Origin of the sequence: Enterobacter sp. ENT02 (genome assembly GCF_019219165.1) — a bacterium.
GTDB classification, from domain to species: domain Bacteria; phylum Pseudomonadota; class Gammaproteobacteria; order Enterobacterales; family Enterobacteriaceae; genus Enterobacter; species Enterobacter mori.
Genome location: NZ_JAHUWD010000005.1, coordinates 178,476 through 200,462, shown reverse-complemented (window position 1 = coordinate 200,462; position 21,987 = coordinate 178,476). Strand labels below are relative to the sequence as shown.

17 protein-coding genes, 1 tRNA gene and 3 pseudogenes are annotated in these 21,987 nt (G+C 48.8%); 11 read left to right on the top strand and 10 right to left on the bottom strand.

Translation table 11 applies throughout. The features are described from left to right. The first annotated feature begins 11 nt into the window (after nucleotides 1-11). The 5 genes from proA to KW829_RS16785 all read left to right on the top strand — a co-directional run bounded on the left by proA (nucleotide 12) and on the right by KW829_RS16785 (nucleotide 4,993). On the top strand, nucleotides 12-1,265 hold the full coding sequence (gene proA / locus KW829_RS16805; RefSeq protein ID WP_218308673.1) for a glutamate-5-semialdehyde dehydrogenase: 1,254 nt from the start codon (nucleotides 12-14) through the stop codon (nucleotides 1,263-1,265). A gap of 111 nt (nucleotides 1,266-1,376) precedes the next feature. Then, nucleotides 1,377-1,452: transfer RNA gene (locus KW829_RS16800), tRNA-Thr, on the top strand. A gap of 163 nt (nucleotides 1,453-1,615) precedes the next feature. Next, nucleotides 1,616-2,806 (top strand): integrase arm-type DNA-binding domain-containing protein, encoded by a 1,191-nt coding sequence (locus KW829_RS16795; RefSeq protein WP_218308672.1) that lies wholly within the window; start codon nucleotides 1,616-1,618, stop codon nucleotides 2,804-2,806. 101 nt (nucleotides 2,807-2,907) lie between these two features. Further along, nucleotides 2,908-4,149 carry a DUF3644 domain-containing protein gene (locus KW829_RS16790; protein ID WP_256350657.1) on the top strand — a complete coding sequence of 414 codons (1,242 nt, stop codon included), beginning with the start codon at nucleotides 2,908-2,910 and terminating at the stop codon, nucleotides 4,147-4,149. A 52-nt stretch (nucleotides 4,150-4,201) separates the two neighbouring features. After that, nucleotides 4,202-4,993: a Cthe_2314 family HEPN domain-containing protein gene (locus KW829_RS16785; protein WP_218308671.1), complete on the top strand. Its 792-nt coding sequence runs from the start codon at nucleotides 4,202-4,204 to the stop codon at nucleotides 4,991-4,993. 8 nt (nucleotides 4,994-5,001) lie between these two features. Here the strand turns inward: KW829_RS16785 and KW829_RS23075 are convergent. The 3 genes and pseudogenes from KW829_RS23075 to KW829_RS16775 all read right to left on the bottom strand — a co-directional run. Further along, nucleotides 5,002-5,142: pseudogene (locus KW829_RS23075) on the bottom strand (DNA-binding transcriptional regulator RamA); the annotation flags it as partial. Nucleotides 5,143-5,198: 56 nt separating this feature from the next. Further along, nucleotides 5,199-5,450, bottom strand: coding sequence for a DUF1471 domain-containing protein (locus KW829_RS16780; protein WP_016243451.1), 252 nt, complete (start codon nucleotides 5,448-5,450; stop codon nucleotides 5,199-5,201). 124 nt (nucleotides 5,451-5,574) lie between these two features. After that, a complete protein-coding gene (locus KW829_RS16775) occupies nucleotides 5,575-6,366 on the bottom strand; it encodes an SDR family oxidoreductase (RefSeq protein ID WP_218308670.1) in 792 nt (263 codons plus the stop codon). A 148-nt stretch (nucleotides 6,367-6,514) separates the two neighbouring features. Between KW829_RS16775 and KW829_RS16770 the strand changes: the two genes are divergently transcribed. Continuing rightward, nucleotides 6,515-7,408 carry a LysR family transcriptional regulator gene (locus KW829_RS16770; protein WP_014226779.1) on the top strand — a complete coding sequence of 298 codons (894 nt, stop codon included), beginning with the start codon at nucleotides 6,515-6,517 and terminating at the stop codon, nucleotides 7,406-7,408. A 24-nt stretch (nucleotides 7,409-7,432) separates the two neighbouring features. Here KW829_RS16770 and KW829_RS16765 read toward each other — a convergent pair whose 3' ends face one another. The 6 genes and pseudogenes from KW829_RS16765 to KW829_RS16740 form a co-directional block, all read right to left on the bottom strand. After that, entirely contained in the window at nucleotides 7,433-8,422 is a 990-nt protein-coding gene (locus tag KW829_RS16765) for an aldo/keto reductase (protein WP_014226778.1), read from the bottom strand. Between the two features lie 26 nt (nucleotides 8,423-8,448). Beyond that, nucleotides 8,449-9,300: an aldo/keto reductase gene (locus KW829_RS16760; RefSeq protein ID WP_014226777.1), complete on the bottom strand. Its 852-nt coding sequence runs from the start codon at nucleotides 9,298-9,300 to the stop codon at nucleotides 8,449-8,451. A 235-nt stretch (nucleotides 9,301-9,535) separates the two neighbouring features. Then, nucleotides 9,536-9,646 (bottom strand): annotated as a pseudogene (locus KW829_RS16755) (arsenical resistance protein ArsH); the annotation flags it as partial. A gap of 52 nt (nucleotides 9,647-9,698) precedes the next feature. Further along, nucleotides 9,699-10,103 carry an H-NS family nucleoid-associated regulatory protein gene (locus tag KW829_RS16750; protein ID WP_023303013.1) on the bottom strand — a complete coding sequence of 135 codons (405 nt, stop codon included), beginning with the start codon at nucleotides 10,101-10,103 and terminating at the stop codon, nucleotides 9,699-9,701. A gap of 563 nt (nucleotides 10,104-10,666) precedes the next feature. Next, nucleotides 10,667-10,894: a hypothetical protein gene (locus tag KW829_RS16745; protein WP_010434226.1), complete on the bottom strand. Its 228-nt coding sequence runs from the start codon at nucleotides 10,892-10,894 to the stop codon at nucleotides 10,667-10,669. Nucleotides 10,895-11,161: 267 nt separating this feature from the next. Further along, complete coding sequence (locus tag KW829_RS16740) at nucleotides 11,162-11,380, bottom strand: cold shock domain-containing protein (protein WP_000203924.1); 219 nt, start codon at nucleotides 11,378-11,380, stop codon at nucleotides 11,162-11,164. 278 nt (nucleotides 11,381-11,658) lie between these two features. On the opposite strand from KW829_RS16740, the gene cspF reads away from it, so the two are divergent. The 3 genes from cspF to KW829_RS16725 all read left to right on the top strand — a co-directional run bounded on the left by cspF (nucleotide 11,659) and on the right by KW829_RS16725 (nucleotide 20,855). Beyond that, entirely contained in the window at nucleotides 11,659-11,871 is a 213-nt protein-coding gene (cspF, locus tag KW829_RS16735) for a cold shock-like protein CspF (protein WP_001446195.1), read from the top strand. Nucleotides 11,872-11,946: 75 nt separating this feature from the next. Beyond that, nucleotides 11,947-12,117 (top strand): YnfU family zinc-binding protein, encoded by a 171-nt coding sequence (locus KW829_RS16730; RefSeq protein WP_305955329.1) that lies wholly within the window; start codon nucleotides 11,947-11,949, stop codon nucleotides 12,115-12,117. A 155-nt stretch (nucleotides 12,118-12,272) separates the two neighbouring features. Next, nucleotides 12,273-20,855, top strand: a complete 8,583-nt coding sequence (locus KW829_RS16725) for a GH36-type glycosyl hydrolase domain-containing protein (RefSeq protein ID WP_218308669.1) — start codon at nucleotides 12,273-12,275, stop codon at nucleotides 20,853-20,855. Between the two features lie 19 nt (nucleotides 20,856-20,874). Here the strand turns inward: KW829_RS16725 and KW829_RS16720 are convergent. Continuing rightward, nucleotides 20,875-21,108, bottom strand: a pseudogene (locus KW829_RS16720) (hypothetical protein). Nucleotides 21,109-21,201: 93 nt separating this feature from the next. Between KW829_RS16720 and KW829_RS23070 the strand changes: the two are divergent. Both KW829_RS23070 and KW829_RS16710 read left to right on the top strand, forming a co-directional pair. Next, complete coding sequence (locus tag KW829_RS23070) at nucleotides 21,202-21,438, top strand: YnfU family zinc-binding protein (protein WP_350360144.1); 237 nt, start codon at nucleotides 21,202-21,204, stop codon at nucleotides 21,436-21,438. A 79-nt stretch (nucleotides 21,439-21,517) separates the two neighbouring features. Then, complete coding sequence (locus KW829_RS16710) at nucleotides 21,518-21,790, top strand: hypothetical protein (protein ID WP_171279005.1); 273 nt, start codon at nucleotides 21,518-21,520, stop codon at nucleotides 21,788-21,790. The last annotated feature ends 197 nt before the right edge of the window (nucleotides 21,791-21,987 follow it).

Below are 21,987 nucleotides of genomic sequence, written 5' to 3'. Positions count from 1 at the left end.
GGAGCCAGAATATGCTGGAACAAATGGGCGCAGCCGCGAAGGCCGCCTCTTACAAACTGGCGCTCCTTTCCAGCCGCGAGAAAAACCGTGTGCTGGAAAAAATCGCTGATTATCTGGAATCACAGTCCCGGGAAATTTTGCTCGCCAACGAGCAGGATCTGCTGGAAGCCCGTCGCAACGGTTTGAGCGAAGCGATGCTTGACCGTCTGGCGCTGACGCCGGCACGCCTGAAAGGCATTGCCGACGATGTCCGTCAGGTCTGTAATCTGGCCGATCCGGTAGGGCAGGTCATTGATGGTGGGCTGCTCGACAGCGGTTTACGTCTTGAGCGCCGCCGCGTGCCGCTCGGCGTTATCGGCGTCATTTACGAAGCCCGCCCAAACGTCACCGTTGACGTCGCCTCTCTGTGCCTGAAAACCGGTAACGCCGCTATTCTGCGCGGTGGAAAAGAGACCTGGCGCACCAATGCCGCGACGGTGAAAGTCATTCAGCAGGCGCTGGAAGAGTGTGGCTTACCGGCGGGGGCCGTACAGGCGATCGAGAGCCCGGACCGCGCGCTGGTCAACGAAATGCTGCGCATGGACAAATACATCGACATGCTGATCCCACGCGGTGGCGCAGGCCTGCACAAACTCTGCCGTGAGCAGTCGACGATTCCGGTGATCACCGGCGGTATCGGCGTGTGCCATATCGTGGTCGACGACAGTGCGGAGATTGAACCGGCGCTGAAGATTATCGTGAACGCAAAAACCCAACGTCCAAGCACCTGTAACACCGTAGAAACGCTGCTGGTGCATCAGGATATTGCGAACACCTTCTTGCCGGCCCTGAGCAAACAGATGGCAGAGAGCGGCGTGACGCTGCATGCTGACGCCAGCGCGCTCGCGCTGCTGCAGGATGGCCCTGCTAACGTCGTTCCCGTCAATGCGGAGCAGTACGACGACGAATTCCTGTCGCTGGATCTGAACGTGAAAGTGGTTGCGGATCTCGACGACGCCATTGCGCACATTCGTGAACACGGCACCCAGCATTCGGACGCGATCCTGACGCGTACGCTGCGTAATGCCGATCGCTTCGTGAACGAAGTGGATTCCTCCGCGGTGTATGTGAATGCCTCCACCCGCTTCACCGACGGTGGACAGTTTGGTTTGGGCGCAGAAGTGGCGGTCAGCACGCAAAAACTGCACGCGCGCGGTCCGATGGGACTGGAAGCGCTGACCACGTACAAGTGGATCGGCTTCGGTGACGATACGATTCGTGCGTAAATAATCACGGGTGATGCAAAAGTAGCCGTTTGATTCAAAAGGGCATTGACGCATCACCCGGATAGATCTAACCTTTTGCCCCGTGGTTACACTCGTAACCGGCCTCTCAGGGCCGATATAGCTCAGTTGGTAGAGCAGCGCATTCGTAATGCGAAGGTCGTAGGTTCGACTCCTATTATCGGCACCATTTCAAACTCTTCCCAAGTCTACCGAAATCAACTCAAAGCCCGTATACTGCGGTTTCTGGCCCGTATCTTATCTCCTGTTATCAACTGGACTCAACCGGAATCAAGTTACAGTTGGGGGCATAAGTGGGGGCATTCTGTGTTCGGTCCAGGGAGATGCCCCCAATGAAGCTAAATGCACGACAGGTAGACGCTGCGAAACCCAGAGAGAAAGCCTATAAGCTTGCAGATGGTGCTGGTTTGTATCTTGAGGTTGTTCCTTCTGGTTCTCGATACTGGCGGATGAAATATCGCTTCAATGGAAAAGAGAAGCGTATGGCTTTTGGGGTCTATCCGGCAGTGTCCCTTGCACAAGCGAGGGCACTGCGTGATGAAGCCAAGAAAAAGCTGGCCGAGGGTATCGATCCATCATTTGCCAAGAAAGAAGAAAAGCTGGTTCGGGATGTGCAGCTCAACAACACGTTCCAGTCTGTGGCGCTTGAATGGCACGGAACGAAGGTAAGCCGATGGTCAGAAGGTTATGCCTCCGACATTATCGAAGCTTTCAATAAAGATATTTTCCCCTATATCGGCCAGCAGCCGGTGAATGAAATCAAACCGCTGGTTCTGCTTAATGTGCTGCGTCGAATGGAAAGCCGTGGCGCGACAGAGAAGGCCAAGAAGGTTCGCCAGCGTTGCAGTGAAGTCTTTCGTTACGCCATCGTGACTGGTCGTGCGGAATATAACCCTGCAGCGGATCTTACCAGCGCGATGTCAGGGCATGAATCGAAGCATTATCCCTTCCTTACCGTTGAGGAGTTACCTGATTTCTTTAAAGCTCTCTCTGGTTATACAGGCAGCCCGCTGGTTGTTCTTGCCGCACGTTTGCTGATCCTTACGGGAGTTCGCACCGGCGAGCTTCGAGGTGCTTTCTGGAGTGAGTTTGACCTTGAGAAAGCGGTGTGGGAAATTCCTGCCGACCGAATGAAGATGAAACGGCCTCACCTTGTCCCCCTCTCTACCCAAGCACTAGAGATCGTACAGCAGCTCAAAGTGATGTCTGGGCAATATCCTCTGGTGTTTCCTGGGAGGAATGATCCCCGCAAAACGATGAGCGAAGCGAGTATTAATCAGGTGTTTAAGCGGATTGGATACACGGGGAAGGTAACGGGGCATGGTTTCCGTCACACGATGAGTACGATTTTGCATGAGGAAGGGTTCAATACGGCGTGGATTGAAACCCAGCTGGCTCACGTTGATAAGAATGCGATTCGTGGGACGTATAACCATGCTCAGTATCTGGAAGGGCGTAGGGAGATGATGCAGTGGTATGCCGATTTGTTATCTTTTATGTGTGATGTAAGTATATTAAAATAATATAGTAAGAATGTACAATGTCTTTTTATTTGTTTGCGAAAGAATTTTTGCTGACCAATCTAAAAAGACATTTATCTTTAAGGGTTAAATAGGGATGTTGTATGAAAAAATATGATCAGGTTGATAAGGCTTTTGATTTTTTAGTAGGAAAGGAAAATCGGCAAGAATTTTTTACTATTGCTGAGTTAGCAGTGGCTACTGGTTGGAAAGTTCAGACATGTAAAACATATCCAACTAAAAGATGGAGTAAATATATATCAAGGGATGGCGCTCAATATACCACACTTGGAATAAAATACTTAAGTAAGGAAGACTTCAGAAATCTTCATAGTCAGAAGAGCGTTGAACCGGCCAAAAGTGAGCGAAGCATTAATTTAAAAAAAGCAAGAGAGTTCGCTATGCTTGCTGTTTCTGTTTACAATAATCCATTTACAGAGTTTAAAACTCATGGTTTTATAGTTAATGTAGTTATAGCATATACATCATTATTTCATGCTATATTCGCAAAAAGAGGTGTTGATTATTTTTACTTGAATGATGATGGCTCTCATAAAATTGTTGATGGTGACAAAAAAGCGTGGGAACTGAAAACCTGCTGTGAAAAATATTGGCCTGGAAGAAATACCCCAGAAAAATCGAATGTGTTTTTTTTAATAGGTTTACGTAATATCATTGAACACCGAGGTCTCCCTGAAATAGATACACTAACTTTTGGTGAGTGCCAGGCTTCAATAAATAACTTTGAAGATATTATCATTAACGAATTTGGTGATGAAAATGCTTTAATGGTAAACTTATCTCTTGCAATGCAACTTACAAGGATGTCGCAGCAAGCGCAGATCGACGCTTTGAAGAAAGTCCAATCAAAAAATTTCACTATTGTTAAGAAATATATCGAGGATTATAAAAGAGACTTGGAGCAAGAAATATTAGAAAGTCAACAATATCGACTCAGAGCTTTGTTAGTCCCCTTGATAGGTAAAAAGGCATCAAGTTCTGATATTTCTATAGAGTTTATCAATGTTAATAATCTCACCGAAGATGAACTTGAGAAATTTGATACTGGTATTGCTTTCATCAAAGGAGTGGAAAATCAATTTAAGTTGAAACCTAAAAAGGTAGTTGAGTTGGTTCAGAAAAAACATAAGTCTTTTAATCTTAGTACTCATGCAAAGTTTTGGAAGCATTTTGATGTCAGACCATCTCATGTAGATAAAACTCTAAAAGGGAAGTATTGTGGTTATATCGAAGGTTTTGATGGGTATTTATATAATCAGGAATGGGTGCGTAAAATACTAAGTGTTTATTCTGATAATAAAGAGTTGGATAAGGTGTTAGGCTGACATTAAAATAAGATTTTTTTGGGTTTTGCATTTAACTTCAGCGAGGCTTTTCATGAAAGATGATTATTATTGGTGGGATCTGGAGGGGACTATTTTCAAAGCGGTACTTTATGATTCGATTAATACATATTTTCTGTATGATCATTCCTACTCTGATTGGAATGAGTTCTCTAAAGCTGATCCTCATATGGCATATGCGCATTTGACCTATATTAGATTTAACGCACTAGAACAACAATTCGTAGATTTAAGAGTTATCCCTCAAATGCTATGGGTTAATAATTTGCCATTGGTTTCAAAAGTAAAAAATATAAATCGATATGATTGGCTTAAGGCAATTATTGATTTGGCATTATTTAGATTCTCAAGCCTTCGCGATATAACCTTTCATTTTGTTAATGAGGTTTTAGAACTTAATATCCCAGATCACTCTTTAAATATTAAACAGTTCGGTAAGATTATTAAAGACACTCATGCTGATATATTGACCAACTTAAAAATACTTGATTCCTCTGGTGGCCCTCTACGTACAGATAGAAATACAAGAGCTCATAAGGGATTCTGTAATTTATACACTGATGATGATGAGATGTTTAAGAATATGTCGTGGATAGAGGACTATGGTTCACGCTTAGAAGGATATGATTTAAATGTAATATATGAAAAATCAAGAGATAAGATATACGATATTGTAGTTAATGAAATAGAAAACGCTCTCTCTTCTTGTAAAAATATTGTCGATGAGCTTTATTTTTATTATAGAGACAGACATGAAGCGCTATCTATAAAGTCCAGAAGTGGTGTATCTGCACATTTCTATAATTATCATGGAAAGAAGGAGTAAATAAATTATTTCACCTGCACAAAAATACGCTGAAGATGCCACCTGGAGTATCCTGCCCGCGCAGCAACATCCTCTATATTCAGCGGTTTATGTAAGTTTGAATCAATCCATTGGGTTATCTCATCGATGATGTCTTCTGTTCTGAACATAGATCGACGCTCACTATAAGAGGGCTGTGACACATCCTGTTCGGAATACTTATGATTTACTTATAGATTTCAGCAACCCCATGTAGCCTGTTATCCCCCGTTGTCGAAAGGATTTTGAACGATGTTGCTCCTTGCTCATCAGCCTTACGAGAGAGCGCATTCGATAAATCATCAAGCGTATAGGCATTGCTGGCTGAGACTACACCGATCTTTTCTTTCCCATCTGCATGGTTAATTTCCTGAGCGGCAGATGCGGCATTCACTGTAATAAATCCCACGACCAATGAAGTAATAAGTAGTGATTTCATATCTAATACCTCTTTTAAAATTTATGTTTGAAACTGGACTCGTATCAGGGGAACTCTCCCTCTCTGTACATTCAAATATACAGACCTAAGCTGTCATGAGACTGACCGCTATATGACAAAATTGTCAGAGTTGTAGATTGGTTAATTTTTTTGAATACAAATTCAGCTCGTTAATAATGCAGTCAGGTTCTTCACGCAGAGGCATATTGTCTATGTCCAGAACCCCATCATTTTTTTGTGGATCATCAGCCTGCAGGTCTGCATACAGTGGGGTAAGATCCTGCTGTGCTTCACCTCGTTCAGCCACCAGTTCGAACGTTTTATTTTTTGCCTCGTCGTGGGTCAGGGCACTGACCAGAACCTGGGCGATTTGCTCCCGGGATATCACACCATCTTCTGGTGTTCCTGCATGGCGACGATCTCCCTGAAGCATAAGGATTTTGTGCTCATCGTCATTGTTGTAATCAAACCAGCCGGGCCTGACGATGGTATAGGGATGACCACTTGCCCTTACCAGACGCTCGGCACGTCTTTTCCAGTCATGAACCTCAGTGCGTTGATTCCAGGTGCTGAGTCGTTCAGTCACGCCAATCGTGGTCATCAGGCTAATACGAACAGATACATCCCTGAATATTCGTAAAATATTGCGCACTCCGCCATAATCTATCGCCTTGGCACCAATACGACCCTGACCATCGGAACCGAGAGTGAAGATGATGGCATCAATATCTTTCGGCAATTCGGTGAGTGTTTCCGGCATTGAAACATCGCCGTAAAAAACATCAGTTCCACGAGGAAGCAATTTTACTTTGCGTTTATTTCTGACCAGCGCCACGGGCTGATGGCCCATTTCAATAGCGGTATTCACGACAAGAAGACCAATACTTCCTGTCGCGCCTGCAACGAGTATTTTCATGATAAACCTACTGATAATTCAGACTTATTTTCGATACGGTCAGAATATCAATTATCATTAATGTCAGTAATAGGGCTAAAATGATTGTGTCTATGAACACCCTTCATGAGTGTGCGATGAAGGGAATGCCTCCATAAGGAAATCGCCGATGCTCAAAGAAAATTTCAACGAACTGCAAATCTTTCTTGTGGTGGCAAGGGAGCGAAGTTTTACCAAAGCAGCGGGCAAACTGGGCGTTTCTCAGTCTGCACTCAGCCACGCGATGAAGGCCCTGGAGGAAAGGCTGAATATCCGCCTTCTGACCCGCACGACCCGAAGCGTTGCCCCTACAGAGGCCGGTGAGAGAATTATTGCCTGCCTTGAACCGCGTATTGCCGATCTCGAGCAGGAACTGGAATCGCTGGTTCAACTGAACGGCACTGCCTCCGGTAATATCCGTTTATCTGCCGGGGAGCATGCCGTGCGAAGTCTGGTATGGCCGAAGCTAAAACCCTTCCTCAGGGAATACCCGGAAATCAATGTTGAACTGGTCGTTGATAACGGCTTTGTCGATATTGTTGAGGGGCGTTTTGATGCCGGGATCCGTCTGGGGGAAAGCGTGGATAAAGACATGATTGCGGTAAGAATTGGGCCGGACATGAGAATGGCTGTGGTGGGAGCACCGTCTTATTTCGCTGCAAACCCTGCACCTGAAACGCCGCACGAGCTACAAAATCATCGGTGTATCAATATGCGCCTGCCAACAGCCGGTGGGCTTTACCACTGGGAGTTTGAGAAGGATGGGAAACCGTTACGGGTCAGAGTGGAAGGGCAGGTCACGTTTAATCTGCAAGCGGAAAGGATTGATGCGGCGTTATCCGGTTTTGGCATCGCTTGTATACCTGAAGACAGGGTGCAGGATTATATAAAGTCAGGAGAGCTTATTCAGGTTCTGCAGGACTGGTGTCCGTCTTTCCCCGGATATTATCTTTATTACCCGAGCCGTAAGCAGCATCCGCCCGCTTTTGCGTTGATGATCGATGCACTTCGCTACTCGGAATAACGGGTCCGTAGACCCGTCCGGGTATTAACGGCCCACGCGAGCCTGATGCTCAGGAGAGTAACGCTCGCCGACGATTTTAATCGTTTCAAGCGCCTGGGTTATCTGCAGTGAGTCATCCTGTGAAAGAATGATGTCGGCAGCCCCCAGATTTTCCTCCAGCCGGTGCATTTTGGTTGTACCAGGGATAGGAACAATCCACGGCTTTTGTGCCAGCAGCCATGCCAGAGCGATTTGTGCAGACGTCACACCTTTCTCTGCCGCCAGTTCACCCAGCAATGCGACCAGCTTTTCATTGGCTTCAATCGCCTGCTCGGCGAAACGCGGCACAGTGCTGCGGTAATCATCCATGCCAAAAGTTGTTCCTGGCTTAATAGATCCCGTCAGGAAGCCTTTGCCTAATGGGCTGAAGGGAACGAAACCAATGCCCAGTTCCTCCAGTAACGGCAGGATCTCCCGCTCCGGTTCGCGCCACCACATTGAGTATTCGCTTTGCAGGGCAGTGACCGGTTGTACGGCATGCGCACGACGAATGGTTAGCGCGCCAGCCTCGGACAGACCGAAATGTTTGACTTTGCCTTCAGCTATCAGGTCTTTCACCGTTCCTGCAACATCTTCAATCGGGACATCTGGATCGACACGGTGTTGGTACAGCAGGTCAATGACATCAGTCTTAAGACGGCGTAATGATCCTTCCACAGCTTCACGGATATGCTCCGGACGGCTGTTTAAAATCTGCTGCTTGTTGTCGTCGCCAAAAGTAAAACCAAACTTAGTGGCGATGACCACGTGGTCACGAAATGGTTTTAAGGCTTCGCCGACAACCTCTTCATTAAGAAAAGGTCCATACACTTCAGCGGTATCGAAGAAGGTGACGCCACGTTCAACCGCTGCGCGAATGAGCTCGATAGCCTGACGAGTATCGGTCGCCGGACCATAGCCGTGGCTTAAGCCCATGCAACCGAGCCCAAGCGCGGATACTTCGAGTCGGGATTTACCCAGATAACGTTTTTGCATTGAATGAATACCTCTTTTATCGGGACTTAAACATCAAGTTTGCGGCCCGTCAGCCATTCCACCATCGCCGGGTCGCGGTGAGAGAAGAAGGCGCTGGTTGCAGTGTCGAGGGCAGCAATCTGCAGCATATCTTCAGAGCTGAGTTCAAAATCGAGAATGTTGATGTTCTCTTCCATGCGTTCTTTGCGCACCGATTTCGCCAGCGAAACGATGCCTCGCTGGAAGATCCAACGCAGCACAACCTGACCCACGCTTTTGCCGTACTTCTGGCCAATCGCCGTTAACACGGGATGCTGGAACAGGCCATTTTTACCCTCAGCAAACGGTGCCCAGGCTTCCGGTTGAATGCCATGGCTTTGATTCCACGGAACAGCATGCAGCTGCTGGTTGAAGGGGTTTACTTCAATCTGGTTTACCGCAGGGGCCACTTTGTTAAAGGCGATAAGGTCGGCCAGTCGGTCTGGATGGAAGTTGCTGACGCCAATGGCGCGAATTTTGCCTGCCTGCTGCAGTTCTTCCATAGCACGCCATGCCCCATGGACATCGCCGTAAGGCTGGTGAATCAGATACAGGTCGACGTAATCAAGTTGCAGCCGATTCAGGGAGCGTTCGAACTGGGCTTTAGCGCCTTCGTAATTGGTATCCTGTAGCCACAGTTTGGTCGTTACAAAAAGTTCGTTACGCGCGATACCGCTCTGTTTCAGAGCGTTCCCGACCTGGGTTTCATTCTGGTAAGACGCGGCGGTATCGATCAGGCGGTATCCCGTATCGATCGCATCAATAACCGCTCTTTCGCATTCAGCAGCATCCGTCATCTGGAAGACACCAAAGCCCAGCAGGGGCATTTCAATACCGTTGTTCAGTTTTACAGTTTGCATGACGTTATCCTTCAGCTGTTGTGTTGGAAAAGCATAACGCAAACTGATTTATTCGATTAGATGGGGTAATTAGCTAGGGTTTATTAGATGTGTTCATTAATCTTTAGGGAGGGCTGAAGATCGGCTTTGTGCCAATGGCAGACGTTGTTAAGCTCATGCAGTATGGATTCACGAAGAACATACGTTATTTTTTGTCCTGATTGACTCGGAATGAAAGCTCCTGATGGCTCTTTTTTCACTCGCTGTAGCGATCTGCAAGATAACCGGTTTCTCCCTTAAGCAGCACTGTGATTTTAAACAGCGCCTCGGCTACATCGACGGAACTAAATGTTTCTCGACTATTCTCTAAGGCAACTTGCGGCATTTACAAAAAAGAGCCGGGTTTTACCCGGCTCTTTTTAGCTGATTTCAAAATCTTTTAATTCCCCACCTTCAGCAATCAGATTTGAGATCCGCTTCGGCATTCGCCCCTGACCTGACCATGTTTTTGACTCTCCAGTTTCGTTAGTATATCGATACTTCGCGGGGCGGGGGGAGCGCGTCCTTTTAGCCTTACCCGGAGAGCCAATAGCAGCTAAAAGTTCGGAGGGGTCGATACCCTCATCAAGCATCATCTGACGAAGTGTTTCCAGTTTATCGCGGCGCTGACTTTCATTTGCAAGACGTAATGTCTCTTCTTCTCGTCGTTCTATAAGAATAATTTTAAACTTTTCCAGAACATCTTCCAGTACATCTAATGACATTTCACGAGTCTGAGAACGTAAGGTACGGATATTGTTTAACTGTGTTAGAGCATCTGACATAAAGAGACCTTTTAAAGTTTTTTCGTTGTTCAGCAAATACCAATGTCGACGGTTGCTCATCGACCCGATTTTTCTTACTGAGCATTTTAATGCGATTGGGACATATTGTTATTAACGAGGTTTAGACTACTTATATAAATCTCTTGTCGCAAGAAAAAATTAAGAAGAATGTGTAAGAACTAAATTACAACTCCTACGAAATGTCCATGCGTTTTTGAAGGTACTTAAAACTATGATGCCAGGAGTCATCCGGAGAGCCTTTTTATATCCTCATAACTTATTGCTTCAGTCACACCTGATGAGATTTAAAATGAGGAGAGACAGCGCCGCCACTTAGCAAGGTTTTTCACAAATGGCAAGATGGCACGCAGGGGAGAGACACCTGCATTTTGTCAGAAGGTAGCGAATTACTCTCTCTTTATAGAGGTGTTTCTAAAAAAGTGTAATGTAAAAAAAAAGCCTGCTGTTAGCAGGCCATAAATGTTTTCAACTCATTTTTGTTCGATTCTGATAAATAGGGTAAGCATGCAATTAAACGTGGAGCAGAGAGCATGACAAAAATGCTATAAATATTTCCTGGCCGCATCAAGTATCTCCTGTGACGTTAACTCCCTGTCAGTAGCCACGTAAACAATACCATGATCGCCAGTTAAGGAAGGAAAACCTGCAGACATAATCCGAAGATGTGTTTCTTCACCGTTTGGATATTCCTGCCTGATAGAGGATATACCTTCCAGAACGGTCATGACTTTACAGGATTCAGCATTAAAGAAAACAAGGACTTTAATCATATTCTATTACCCTGTTCTCTCGTGGATATTAACTGGCAGATGCCATTAAGGTCAAAGCCATTACGCACTTCTTATTTAACATGTGGTTAGTTTGTGCTTTTAGACTTTTTATGCAGTAGTACTGCACTTCATCACATCGGTTAGCATACTCATAATTTTGAAAAATATGCTGATCAGATATTATGAATAAACGACTTTCATCTGATTTAAGTTATGGATCTGTCTACTCAGGAATAATCCTTTATAGTTATCGCAGACCCACAATGATTATTTATCGCAAAGTGTTACGTTTGCAGCAGCAGGACCCTTGTCTCCGCGGTGAATGGCGAATTCAACTTTCTGACCTTCAAATAAAGTTTTAAAGTTGTCGCCATCAAGTGCAGACAAATGGACAAAGATATCTTTGCTGCCATCAAGAGGAGAGATGAAGCCAAAACCTTTGTCTTCGTTAAACCATTTAACCAGGCCCATAATTCTAGAGGTCATACTGACTCCGTTATACATGATTGTATTGATAGTAAACGTATAGGATTAAACATATGGACTCAAAAGAGGGGATATCAACGATAGCGCCTGGTAATGAGAACTGCCCGGAAAATTTCTAACTTTCATTAGTACATCGAACTGATGGGATTCATTAAGGCACAGGGAATCGATATAAGCAAATTATCTTTTAGCCGTCCAGAGGTCCTGTAGGGAAAATAAAAGTGGCTGAATGCCATTTTCAATGTATAGTCTTTACGTGTTTTCAATAAGGAATTGACTTGTCCCATAAAATGACAGGAATTGTCAAAAGCTTTGATATTCTTAGTGGTAAAGGCCTCATCATCCCATCTGATGGACGAAAAGACGTTCTGCTTCACATTTCAGCCGTTAACTCTCGCGAATCAGAATTACTCATCCCTGGAAGCCGCATAGAGTTTTGCCGGATAAACGGTCTCAGGGGGCCTGTGGCTGCGAACATTTATCTTTCCTGATTTTCAGTGTGTCAAAATAGATAGATTAAAACTTAACCACATGTGGTACGGTGAAGCTCATTCATTGAAAGGTTAATGGTTATGTCTGTTATCAATTACGCAATGAAATTCTTCAGCAGTGCGTCTACTGCCACTGCTGCCTGTCCTGTTTGTGGCTTAAAATCAGTACAACCGTTGTCAAAAATCCGGCTCAACCAGACCATGCTTTGCCCCGGATGTAAGGCTCTGTTTATCTCCCGACGCTAGCTCGACCAAAACCGCAGAACAGAGCTCATGTCCTATACTTATGTTAGATTCCGGCAGCTGTTAAATCCCTGATGCCTGACGCCCATCCTGAGAGAACGTTTCTGAACTGATTTCGCAACTGCTCCTGCGCGCTAACGTCGCATCAGAGCAATGCTATGAAAATGATCCCCAGAGCGTGGTTTAACCGCTCCCGTATTCTGATGAATGCTGCCGAAAACATAACGTTTTCGGCGAACAATCCTGCCGGTGAAAGCTCGCCGCGGTCAGAACTCTTTTCGACCGTCCAGATGGAACGCTACGGCCAGAAGCTGGCGCGGACTCATAAAGTATCACCGGATAGGCATCCTTATTATCTTCTGAAACGGCTTGGCGACAATGAGGCCGTCATTACCCAAAACTGCTATGAGCTTAACGCGGGTAAAAAGACCAGTATCATGCCCGCCGGTGAATGGCTGCTGGACAATTATTATCTGATTGAGGAACAAATCCGCACTGTCCGCCAGCATCTGCCGAAAAGCTTTGGCAAAGGTCTTCCGTCGCTTGTATCGCCGCTGAATTGCCCACGAATTTATCATATTGCATCAGAGGCCATTGCTCACGGCGATGGCCGCTGGGATGCCGCCAGCCTGACCAGCTATCTCACTGCCTATCAACAGGTGACGCCGCTGACGCTGGGTGAAGTCTGGGCGTTACCGGGAATGCTGCGCCTTGCGCTGATTGAAAATCTTCGTCGTATCAGTATGGAAGTGATAAAAGCGCAGCAGGACAGAAACCTTGCTGATACGTGGATAACAAGGATTGTCGAATGCGCAGAGAGTGCGCCTGGTGATTTAATCATGGTGGTTGCCGATATGGCGCGCTCCCGACCTCCGTTAACCAGTGCGTTTGTCGCAGAGCTGGTGCGGCGCCTGCAGGGGCATGGCAACGCGCTGTCGTTACCTCTGACCTGGGTTGATCAGTGCCTTCGGGAACAGGGGATCACCACTGACGTTCTCATACATAGTTTCAATCAGCAGCTTGCCGCCAGCCAGCTGTCCGTCAGTAACAGCATCGCGGGCCTGCGTTTATTGAGTGAAACGGACTGGGCTGATTTCGCCGAAACGATAAGCGTTGTCGAACAGGCATTACGCAATGATCCTGCCGGCATCTATCCCCGGATGCACTTCAATACCCGGGATCATTACCGGCACGTAGTTGAGGTTCTAGCCAGGGACAGCGGTCTCAGCGAGCCTGAGGTTGCTGAGAAGGTGCTGGCGCTTTCAGAGGAAAAAGCGCCCGATACACCGGAACATCATGTTGGTTATTATCTTGCGGGCGAAGGTCGACAGGCGCTGGATATTCATCTCCTGGCAGACGCCTCAAGGCTCATACGCTTGCGGCACAGTTTCAACAGAATAACCCTGCTGTCATGGCTTGGAAGCCTGGCGTTGCTGACAACCGCAGCGACCGCAGCAATATTGCACGAAACCGCCATGCAGGGCGCAGACTGGCTATTGATCGCGGTGATATTACCTCTGATTATCGCATTAACTCAGTTAATGAGCGATTTGCTCAGTGATGCAACCACCCGTTTTCGCGTTCCTCGACCCTTACCGGGGATGGATTTTTCAGCCGGTATTCCCGCTGACAGTGCCACCATGTTAGTCATTCCCTGCATGTTGACCAGCCACGAAAGTTTCAGCCAGCTCCTCACCAGTCTTGAAGTCTGCTGGTTGGGGAATGAAAACGAAAATCTCAGGTTCGCGCTGCTCACTGATTTTGCTGATTCTGAAAATGAACCCTCGCCGGAAAGTCACGCGCTGCTCAGACAGGCTATCGCCGATACGCAGGCGCTTAATCGCCGCTACCCCTCCGGCCGACCACGTTTTTATCTGTTACATCGCCAGCCTGAATGGAACCCCTCGGAAGGAGCGTGGATGGGCTATGAACGCAAGCGGGGAAAACTGGCGTTACTGAACAGCTGGTTGCGCCATCCCGGAACGCAATTCGTCAGCGTTGCAGAGATGCCTGCCCACCTTTTACCGGGTCACATAAAATACGTCATTACCCTGGACAGCGATACGGTGCTCCCGCGCGATACGGCACACAAACTCGTCGCGACGATGGCGCATCCGCTGAATACGCCTGAGTATGATCCGGTACGCCAGAGGGTTGTCAAAGGATTCGGTATTTTACAGCCCGGTCTTGCGGAGGAGATACCACGCAACGGTCAGGGGCGTTACGCAGCCCTGCGCAGCAGCGTACCGGGCAATAACCCTTATTCGATGATGTCTTCGGATATTTATCAGGATCTCTTTGGGGAAGGCTCGTTTGTGGGCAAAGGGATTTACGATGTTGATATTTTTATGCAGGCCACTACCAACATCTGCCCGGAAAATCTGGTACTCAGCCACGATCTGCTTGAAGGATGCTATGCACGTTCGGGTCTGCTGAGCGAGGTGTTACTGTACGAACAGTACCCTAATAATTATCTGTCGGATGTTGCACGACGTTCACGCTGGATCCGGGGTGACTGGCAACTGCTTAACTGGCTAAAACCACGCGTCAGAAAAGCCGATGGAACCCGGGTCAGGAATCCGCTGACCGCGCTTTCTTACTGGAAATTACTCGATAATCTACGTCGCAGTCTGGTCGCCCCCTCCTTACTGATATTGCTGTTCTTCGCTCTGCTTTGGGTACCCAACCCGGTTTACTGGCTGGGCATACTGTTGCTGATATGGCTGTTGCCAGCCATCCTCTGCATCAGCCACGACCTTCTACATAAACCTCTGCGTCGCCGCGTGAAGCCGCATCTGTTAATGGTGGGGGCGGGCGCGCTAAAGCGTCTGTCAGGTATCAGCCTTGATTTTGCGATACTGCCGCACGAAGCCGGATATTCGCTGAAAGCGATCGCCGTGACGCTATGGCGACTGGGGATAAGCAGGCGTCACCTCAGCCAGTGGGTCAGCCACAGCCAGGACAGCAGTCAGGCCAGACCCACTGTTGCACGTTTTTATCAGGCGATGTGGCTGAACGTTGCCGGTGGCGTGGCGCTGACAATACTGACCGGACAATTTGCCCCCCAGCTGCTGGGGATTGCGTTACCGATCGGTTTGGTATGGTGTGTGGCACCGCTGCTGATGAGCTGGCTGAGTCGCCAGCCCGTGCGTAAGGTTTTTTCGCCTAATCAGGAACAAAAACAGCTGTTACGCCAGACAAGCCGTGAAATCTGGGCTTTTTTTGAAACATTTGCCACAGCAAAAGAGAACTGGCTTCCGCCTGATAATTATCAGGAAATACCACAACCGACGGTGGCACACCGAACTTCTCCTACCAATATTGGTCTTTCACTTATGGCTAACCTGACGGCATGGGACTTTGGCTACCTGCCCGGCGGAGAGGCGCTCCGGCGCGTGTCGCTCACGCTCGACACGATGGATAAAATGGAGCACTACCGGGGCCATCTCTACAACTGGTATGACACCCGTACGCTGGCCCCCCTAAGTCCACGCTATATCTCCAGCGTCGACAGCGGCAATATGGCCGGGCATTTATTGACCCTGCGTGCAGGCCTGTCCGCCATGCGTCATCAGCCTGTTTTAAGCAACCAACAGATACTGGCAGGACTGAACGATACGCTGGATATTCTGGAAAAACAGTGGGGTAAGAACCCACCTGACAGCCTGAGACTGCTGCGCAAGCATTGCCTGAACGCGGTGTCGCTCTCTCCGCAGGCGCTTTTCAGCGAACTGAAAAGCATGTGCAACCAGTGCAACCATCTGACCAGCGCATGTCATCAGGGATCTCCTCTTCAGATGCGCTGGGCTGGACATCTGGAGCATCAACTGGTTCAGCTTTGCCATGAGTGGTCTCTGTTGCTTGGCTGGTTGCCTGCATCCTGGAATGAACAGACGCTGCCGACGCTGAGCGAGCTTGCCCGTCCGACATTAACCGGTACAGGAACGCCTCCGGCGTCAGTGGCGGAGCAGGCCCGAATGCGACTCAATATTATCACCGAGCTGGAACAGCGGCTGGATGAGCATGCCCGGATGGATTTCGCCTTTCTGTACAGTGAAGCAACCAGTCTGCTCAGCGTCGGTTATAACTGTGACACCAATATGCCTGACAAAAGCCACTACGATCTCCTGCCGTCTGAAATCCGCCTGACCAGTTTTCTTGCCATTGCGACTAATCAGCTGCCTCTTAAAAGCTGGTACGCGCTGGGTCGATTGTTTACCACGATTGATAATGAAACTGCCCTGATGTCATGGAGCGGATCCATGTTTGAATATCTGATGCCGAATCTGGTGATGCCCACCTGGCCCGGCAGCCTGCTCGATGAAATGAGTCAGTCGGCGGTTATGCGCCAGATTCACTGGGGGAAAGAACGCGGGGTACCATGGGGTGTTTCAGAGTCTGGCTATCATGCTTTTGATGTTCAGCATAATTATCAGTATCAGGCATTTGGCGTACCGGGGCTCGGTCTACGCAGGGGACTTGCCGATGACATGGTTGTTGCTCCTTACGCCACGCTGCTGGCGCTGATGGTTTCCCCACAGAGAGCCTGTGAGAACCTGTTCAGGCTGCAAAAAAATGGTGCACGCGGAGAATACGGTTTTTATGAAGCGCTGGACTATACCCCCTCACGTCTTGCAACCGGTCAGCTCTATGCGGTGGTACAGTCCTGGATGGCGCATCACCAGGGTATGGCATTTCAGGCGCTGGCTCATGTGCTGCTTGACGCCCCCATGACTGAACGCTTTATGTCCAGCACGGTATTCCGGTCAGCGAGTCTGCTGTTACAGGAGCGCGTGCCGGATGCGGTCGATCTGTACAGTCCGCGCCGTCATTTTGAATCTCATGAGGGCATGGTCAAACCCGTTCGCTATGAACCCCGTATTTTCTATAGCGTGGATACCCCCTCCCCGGATATTCAACTCCTGTCCAACGGCCATTATCATCTGATGTTGACCGCGGGCGGCGGTGGTTACAGTCGCTGGAATGATATTGCACTAACGCGCTGGCGCAGTGATACCACCCGTGATAACTGGGGAGCATTCTGCTACATCCGCGATACCCAGACGGGAGATGTGTGGAGCAATACCTGGCAACCAACAGGCTACACCAGCGGACAAGACGAGGAAGTGTTGTTCACCGATGCGGGGGCAGAATTCAGACGCAGCTTAGGGGGACTCAGCGTCAAAACTCAGGTGGTGATCTCTCCGGAGGATGATGTTGAATTGCGACGGCTCACACTGATTCATCGTGGTCGTAAGCCTCGCTCTCTGGAGCTGACAACCTATGCTGAAGTGGTACTGGCACCTGATGCCAGCGATCTGGCACACCCGGCATTCAGCAATTTGTTTATTCAGACTGAGCTGGCTCCTGAGCGTGACGCTATTCTTTGCCACCGGCGCCCGCGCTCACCGGATGAACCGGGCCCTTGCCTGTTTCACATGATGGTGGTGCACGGCGATAACCGACATAACGTGTCGTTTGAAACGGACAGGGCAAGGTTTATTGGACGTGGCAGAAACCCTGCGAATGCACAGGCAATAGAGACGGGAGGGATGCTAGGCAACACGTCGGGCTCGGTGCTGGATCCGATACTGGCAATTCGCAACGCCATCATTCTGCAGCCAGGGCAGCCGGTTACGATTGATATCATTTATGGCATCAGCGAGACCCGTCAGCAGAGCCTGGCGTTGCTGGAGAAATATCGCGATTACCCTATTGCCGATCGCGTCTTTGAACTGGCCTGGTCTCACAGTCTGGTGGTATTGCGCCAGATGAACGCCAGTGAAGATGATGCCACGTTGTTCAATAGTCTCGCCAGCGCTGTGCTTTACCCTGTCCAGGAGCTGCGCGCCGAAGGCCAGGCGATAGGCCGCAACCGGCGTGGCCAGTCCGGACTGTGGGGCTGGGCAATTTCAGGGGATCTGCCGATAGTGCTGCTGAGTATAACCAGCGAGGAAAGTATCACCTCAGTGACCACACTGATTCAGGCACACCGTTACTGGAGACAGAAAGGGCTGGATGTTGATTTGGTTATCCTGAATAACAGCCCCGGCGGCTACCAGCAGGGATTACAAAATCAGATTATGGAGTTAATTTATGCCGGGTCTGAAGCCAGTCTGCTGGATAAAAAGGGCGGGCTTTTTGTCCGGAACGGTGAGCATCTCTCCGCTGAGGATAAGTTGCTTTTGATGAGCGTGGCCTGTCTTTATCTTGATGACCGCGCAGGGGGTATTAATGAGCAGCTTAACCAGCGTATTCATACCCTGAAATCGCCGGCAAGGGCATTCATTCCGCGTGCTGTGCGCGAGCGTAATCAACATACGGACTGGAGCCCTGATACCAGTCAGTTATGCCATTTCAATGGGTACGGTGGATTTTCTCAGGATGGGCGGGAGTATCAGATCGTCCTTCGGGAAAATGCGCTTACACCGGCTCCCTGGTCGAACATACTGGCAAATTCTCGTTTTGGCAGTGTGATCTCAGAGGCAGGGCAGGCCTATACCTGGTATGAGAATGCCCATGAATACCGGTTGACGCCGTGGGAGAACGATCCGGTGAGCGATCGCAGCGGCGAGGCATTTTACCTGCGCGATGAAGAGAGCGGGGAGTGCTGGTCGCCGACGGCTTTACCTGTTCGCGGACACGGTGACTACCTGACCCGCCATGGTTTTGGCTACAGCGTATTTGCCCATCGTGAGAGTGGTATAGACAGCGAGTTGACGGTCCTGGTTGCTGAGGAAGATCCGGTTAAACTGGTGCTCCTGACGCTCAGTAACTCCTCGGGACGGACACGTCAACTTTCCGTAACAGGCTATGTAGAGTGGACGCTCGGAGAAACACGAACGCGCTCAGCCCCTCACATTGTGACACATGTGGCCAGAACGCCCGGTGGCTGCGGGGTGCTTGCGAATAACTTTTATGGTGATAATGGTGGCGGCCGAACTGCATTTTTTGCCGTCAGCGGTAATGACTGTTCTCTGACAGGGGATCGCCGGGAGTTTATTGGCCGTAATGGTTCCCTTCACGCCCCTTCGGCCATGAAACTGCAAAAGCTTTCTGGTAAGACGGGGGCCGGTCTGGATCCCTGCGGAGCGGTGCAATCGGCGGTTACATTAATTGACGGGGACCAGAGGACGTTTATTTTTATCCTCGGCGCAGAGGAGAATGATGTTTGTGCTCAGGAGACGCTGGCCCGCTACATGAACGAGGATACGGTCCGCCAGGAGCTGAACCGGATTCATAATCACTGGCACAATGTTCTCGATAAAATCGTAGTTAATACCCCCGACACGTCCGTAAATTTACTGGTTAATGGTTGGCTGCTTTATCAGACGGTCGCCTGCCGTCTTATGGCCCGGAGTGGCTACTATCAGTCTGGCGGTGCATTTGGTTTTCGCGATCAGCTGCAGGATACGCTGGCTCTGAGCCACGCTGCTCCGAACCGGATGCGTGAACAGATAATACTCTGTGCATCACGGCAGTTTATCGAGGGGGATGTGCAGCACTGGTGGCACCCGCCACACGGCAACGGTGTGCGTACCCGCTGTTCCGATGACTATCTTTGGCTGCCGCTTGCTGTTTGCCACTATGTTGAAACGACGGGGGATATGGATGCACTGGAAATACGCATTCCTTATCTGGAGGGACGCTCGCTTCAGCCTGGTGAAGAGTCTGTCTATGACACGCCGGTCATCAGCGGCACCGAAGAGACACTCTGGTTACACTGCGTCAAAGCTATTCACTATGGACTTCGCTTCGGGGAGCATGGCCTGCCGCTGATGGGGGCTGGTGACTGGAATGACGGGATGAACCGGGTGGGCATCGAAGGCAAAGGTGAAAGCGTCTGGCTGGGCTTCTTCCTGTACGACATTTTGCAGCGGTTTGCAGCGCTGGCGGAGCGCAGGCTGGATGAAAGCGTCGCCGCGATGTGCCGTTCACAGGCTCTGCGCCTGCAAAGTAATCTCGAAGCCCACGCCTGGGATGGGGAATGGTACCGGCGCGGGTATTTTGACGATGGTACTCCCCTGGGTTCGAAAACCTCACAGGACTGCCGGATTGATGCGATTGCGCAGAGCTGGTCTGTATTGTCCGGCGCCGCGACCCCGGGACGGTGCGCAAAGGCCATGCAGGCGCTGGATAAGCACCTTGTGGATAACGAAGGAGGGCTGATCAAACTGTTAACGCCTCCTTTCGACGGACACGGTCCAAATCCGGGCTACATACAGGGGTACCTGCCCGGCGTGCGGGAAAACGGAGGGCAGTATACGCATGGCGCCATCTGGGCAGTGATGGCCTTTGCCCGAATGGGGAATGCCGAACGAGCCTGGCAACTCTGGTCAATGCTCAGCCCTATAAATCATACCCTGAATGCGGACTCTGTCGGGATTTATAAAGCTGAGCCTTATGTCATGAGTGCTGATGTCTACAGCGTCGCTCCCCATACCGGACGTGCAGGGTGGAGCTGGTATACCGGTTCCGCAGGCTGGGCCTGGCGTTTACTTACCGAGGAGTTACTGGGTATAAAACGTTCCGGCACTGACTTTAGTGTTCATGCCAGGTTACCGGATGAGTGGTCGTCTTTTTCTATGGCCTATCAATATGGTGAAAGCCATTATCAGATTAGTGTTTCACGCGGCGATGCAGAATATTGCGTGACGCTGGATGGTGTTCTCCTCCCTGATGACAGAATACCGCTGAAGGATGATGGACAAAACCATACGGTTGAGATCATTCAGAACTGACACTGATCCCGGAGGTGCATTAACGTCTGCCGTTAATGCGCTGATTATCCCTGAGAACATCAATCGCAGTCTGCATGGCGATTTTGTCATCCCGCCTTTTTTGTTTGTCCTGCATGACCTGAAGGTATTCCAGCAAGGTGCGTTAATTAATCGGCCGGCCCTGTTTACCTACAGCCAGCACGGCTTCGCCAAGAATAATTTTCACAGGCGGTAGTTGTGCCGGATACCAGTCAAGGGTGTCTTCTGATTTCATCTTAAATTTCTCACGGAAGGGTAGTGTATCATAAATAAGATGTTCAATTTTCAATATCTGATATCCTGATTCAGACACAACTTAACATAACTTATGCCAGTTATTTTTCTATTAAAGCGTATAATAATCACTCTATTCCTCAGAGAATTATTTATGTCTTATACAAATGGGCTCAGGTATTTTAAAGAAAGACCGGTTCATGTTGCCTGCCCGGTATGCGCACACAGAGCCGATCAGAAAGCAGGTAAACTAAGAAAAGATGCGGTTCTTGAGTGCCCTGCCTGCGGACTGTTGTTCAGGCCTTCAGAATGCTGGTGTATCGGCGGCTGATCAGCTTCTGCCACTTAACGACAGTGATGTCGGGAAATGACAACATTTCTCCTGTACTGCAGTTGTCGAGGGTATGATAATGAAATCTAAAAAATCTGTTTTTATTGAAGGGCATATCCTGTCGAACAGCTGTCACGGCCAGGCTGGCCAACCTTTCTGTATTCACCGGGTCAGGTTTAGTAATGGTAAATATGCGATTATCCGGGTGGCTTCAGGGATATGTTTCAAACCAGGAGAAAGTATTCAACGAAACGATTGCGAGTGGTTTTATAAACTTACCAAAATTCGGCTTCTTTCTTTTGAGTACCTTGATGATGATGAATCAAGAAGACAATTTCTTGAGTATCAATGATAAAACCATGGATTTATAAAAGAATAAATTTGCTGGCTTACAATTCATCCTGGCTCTTTAAATCCTTTAACAGGCATTTCAAAATTATTTCCTCTGAATTTAGATGGGTTTAAATTGTCTAAAACAAAATGTATCGCTAAAGACGAATTGCCTCATTGTTTTCCTTTTGCGTTATAACCTTCATTAGCATTAAGGAA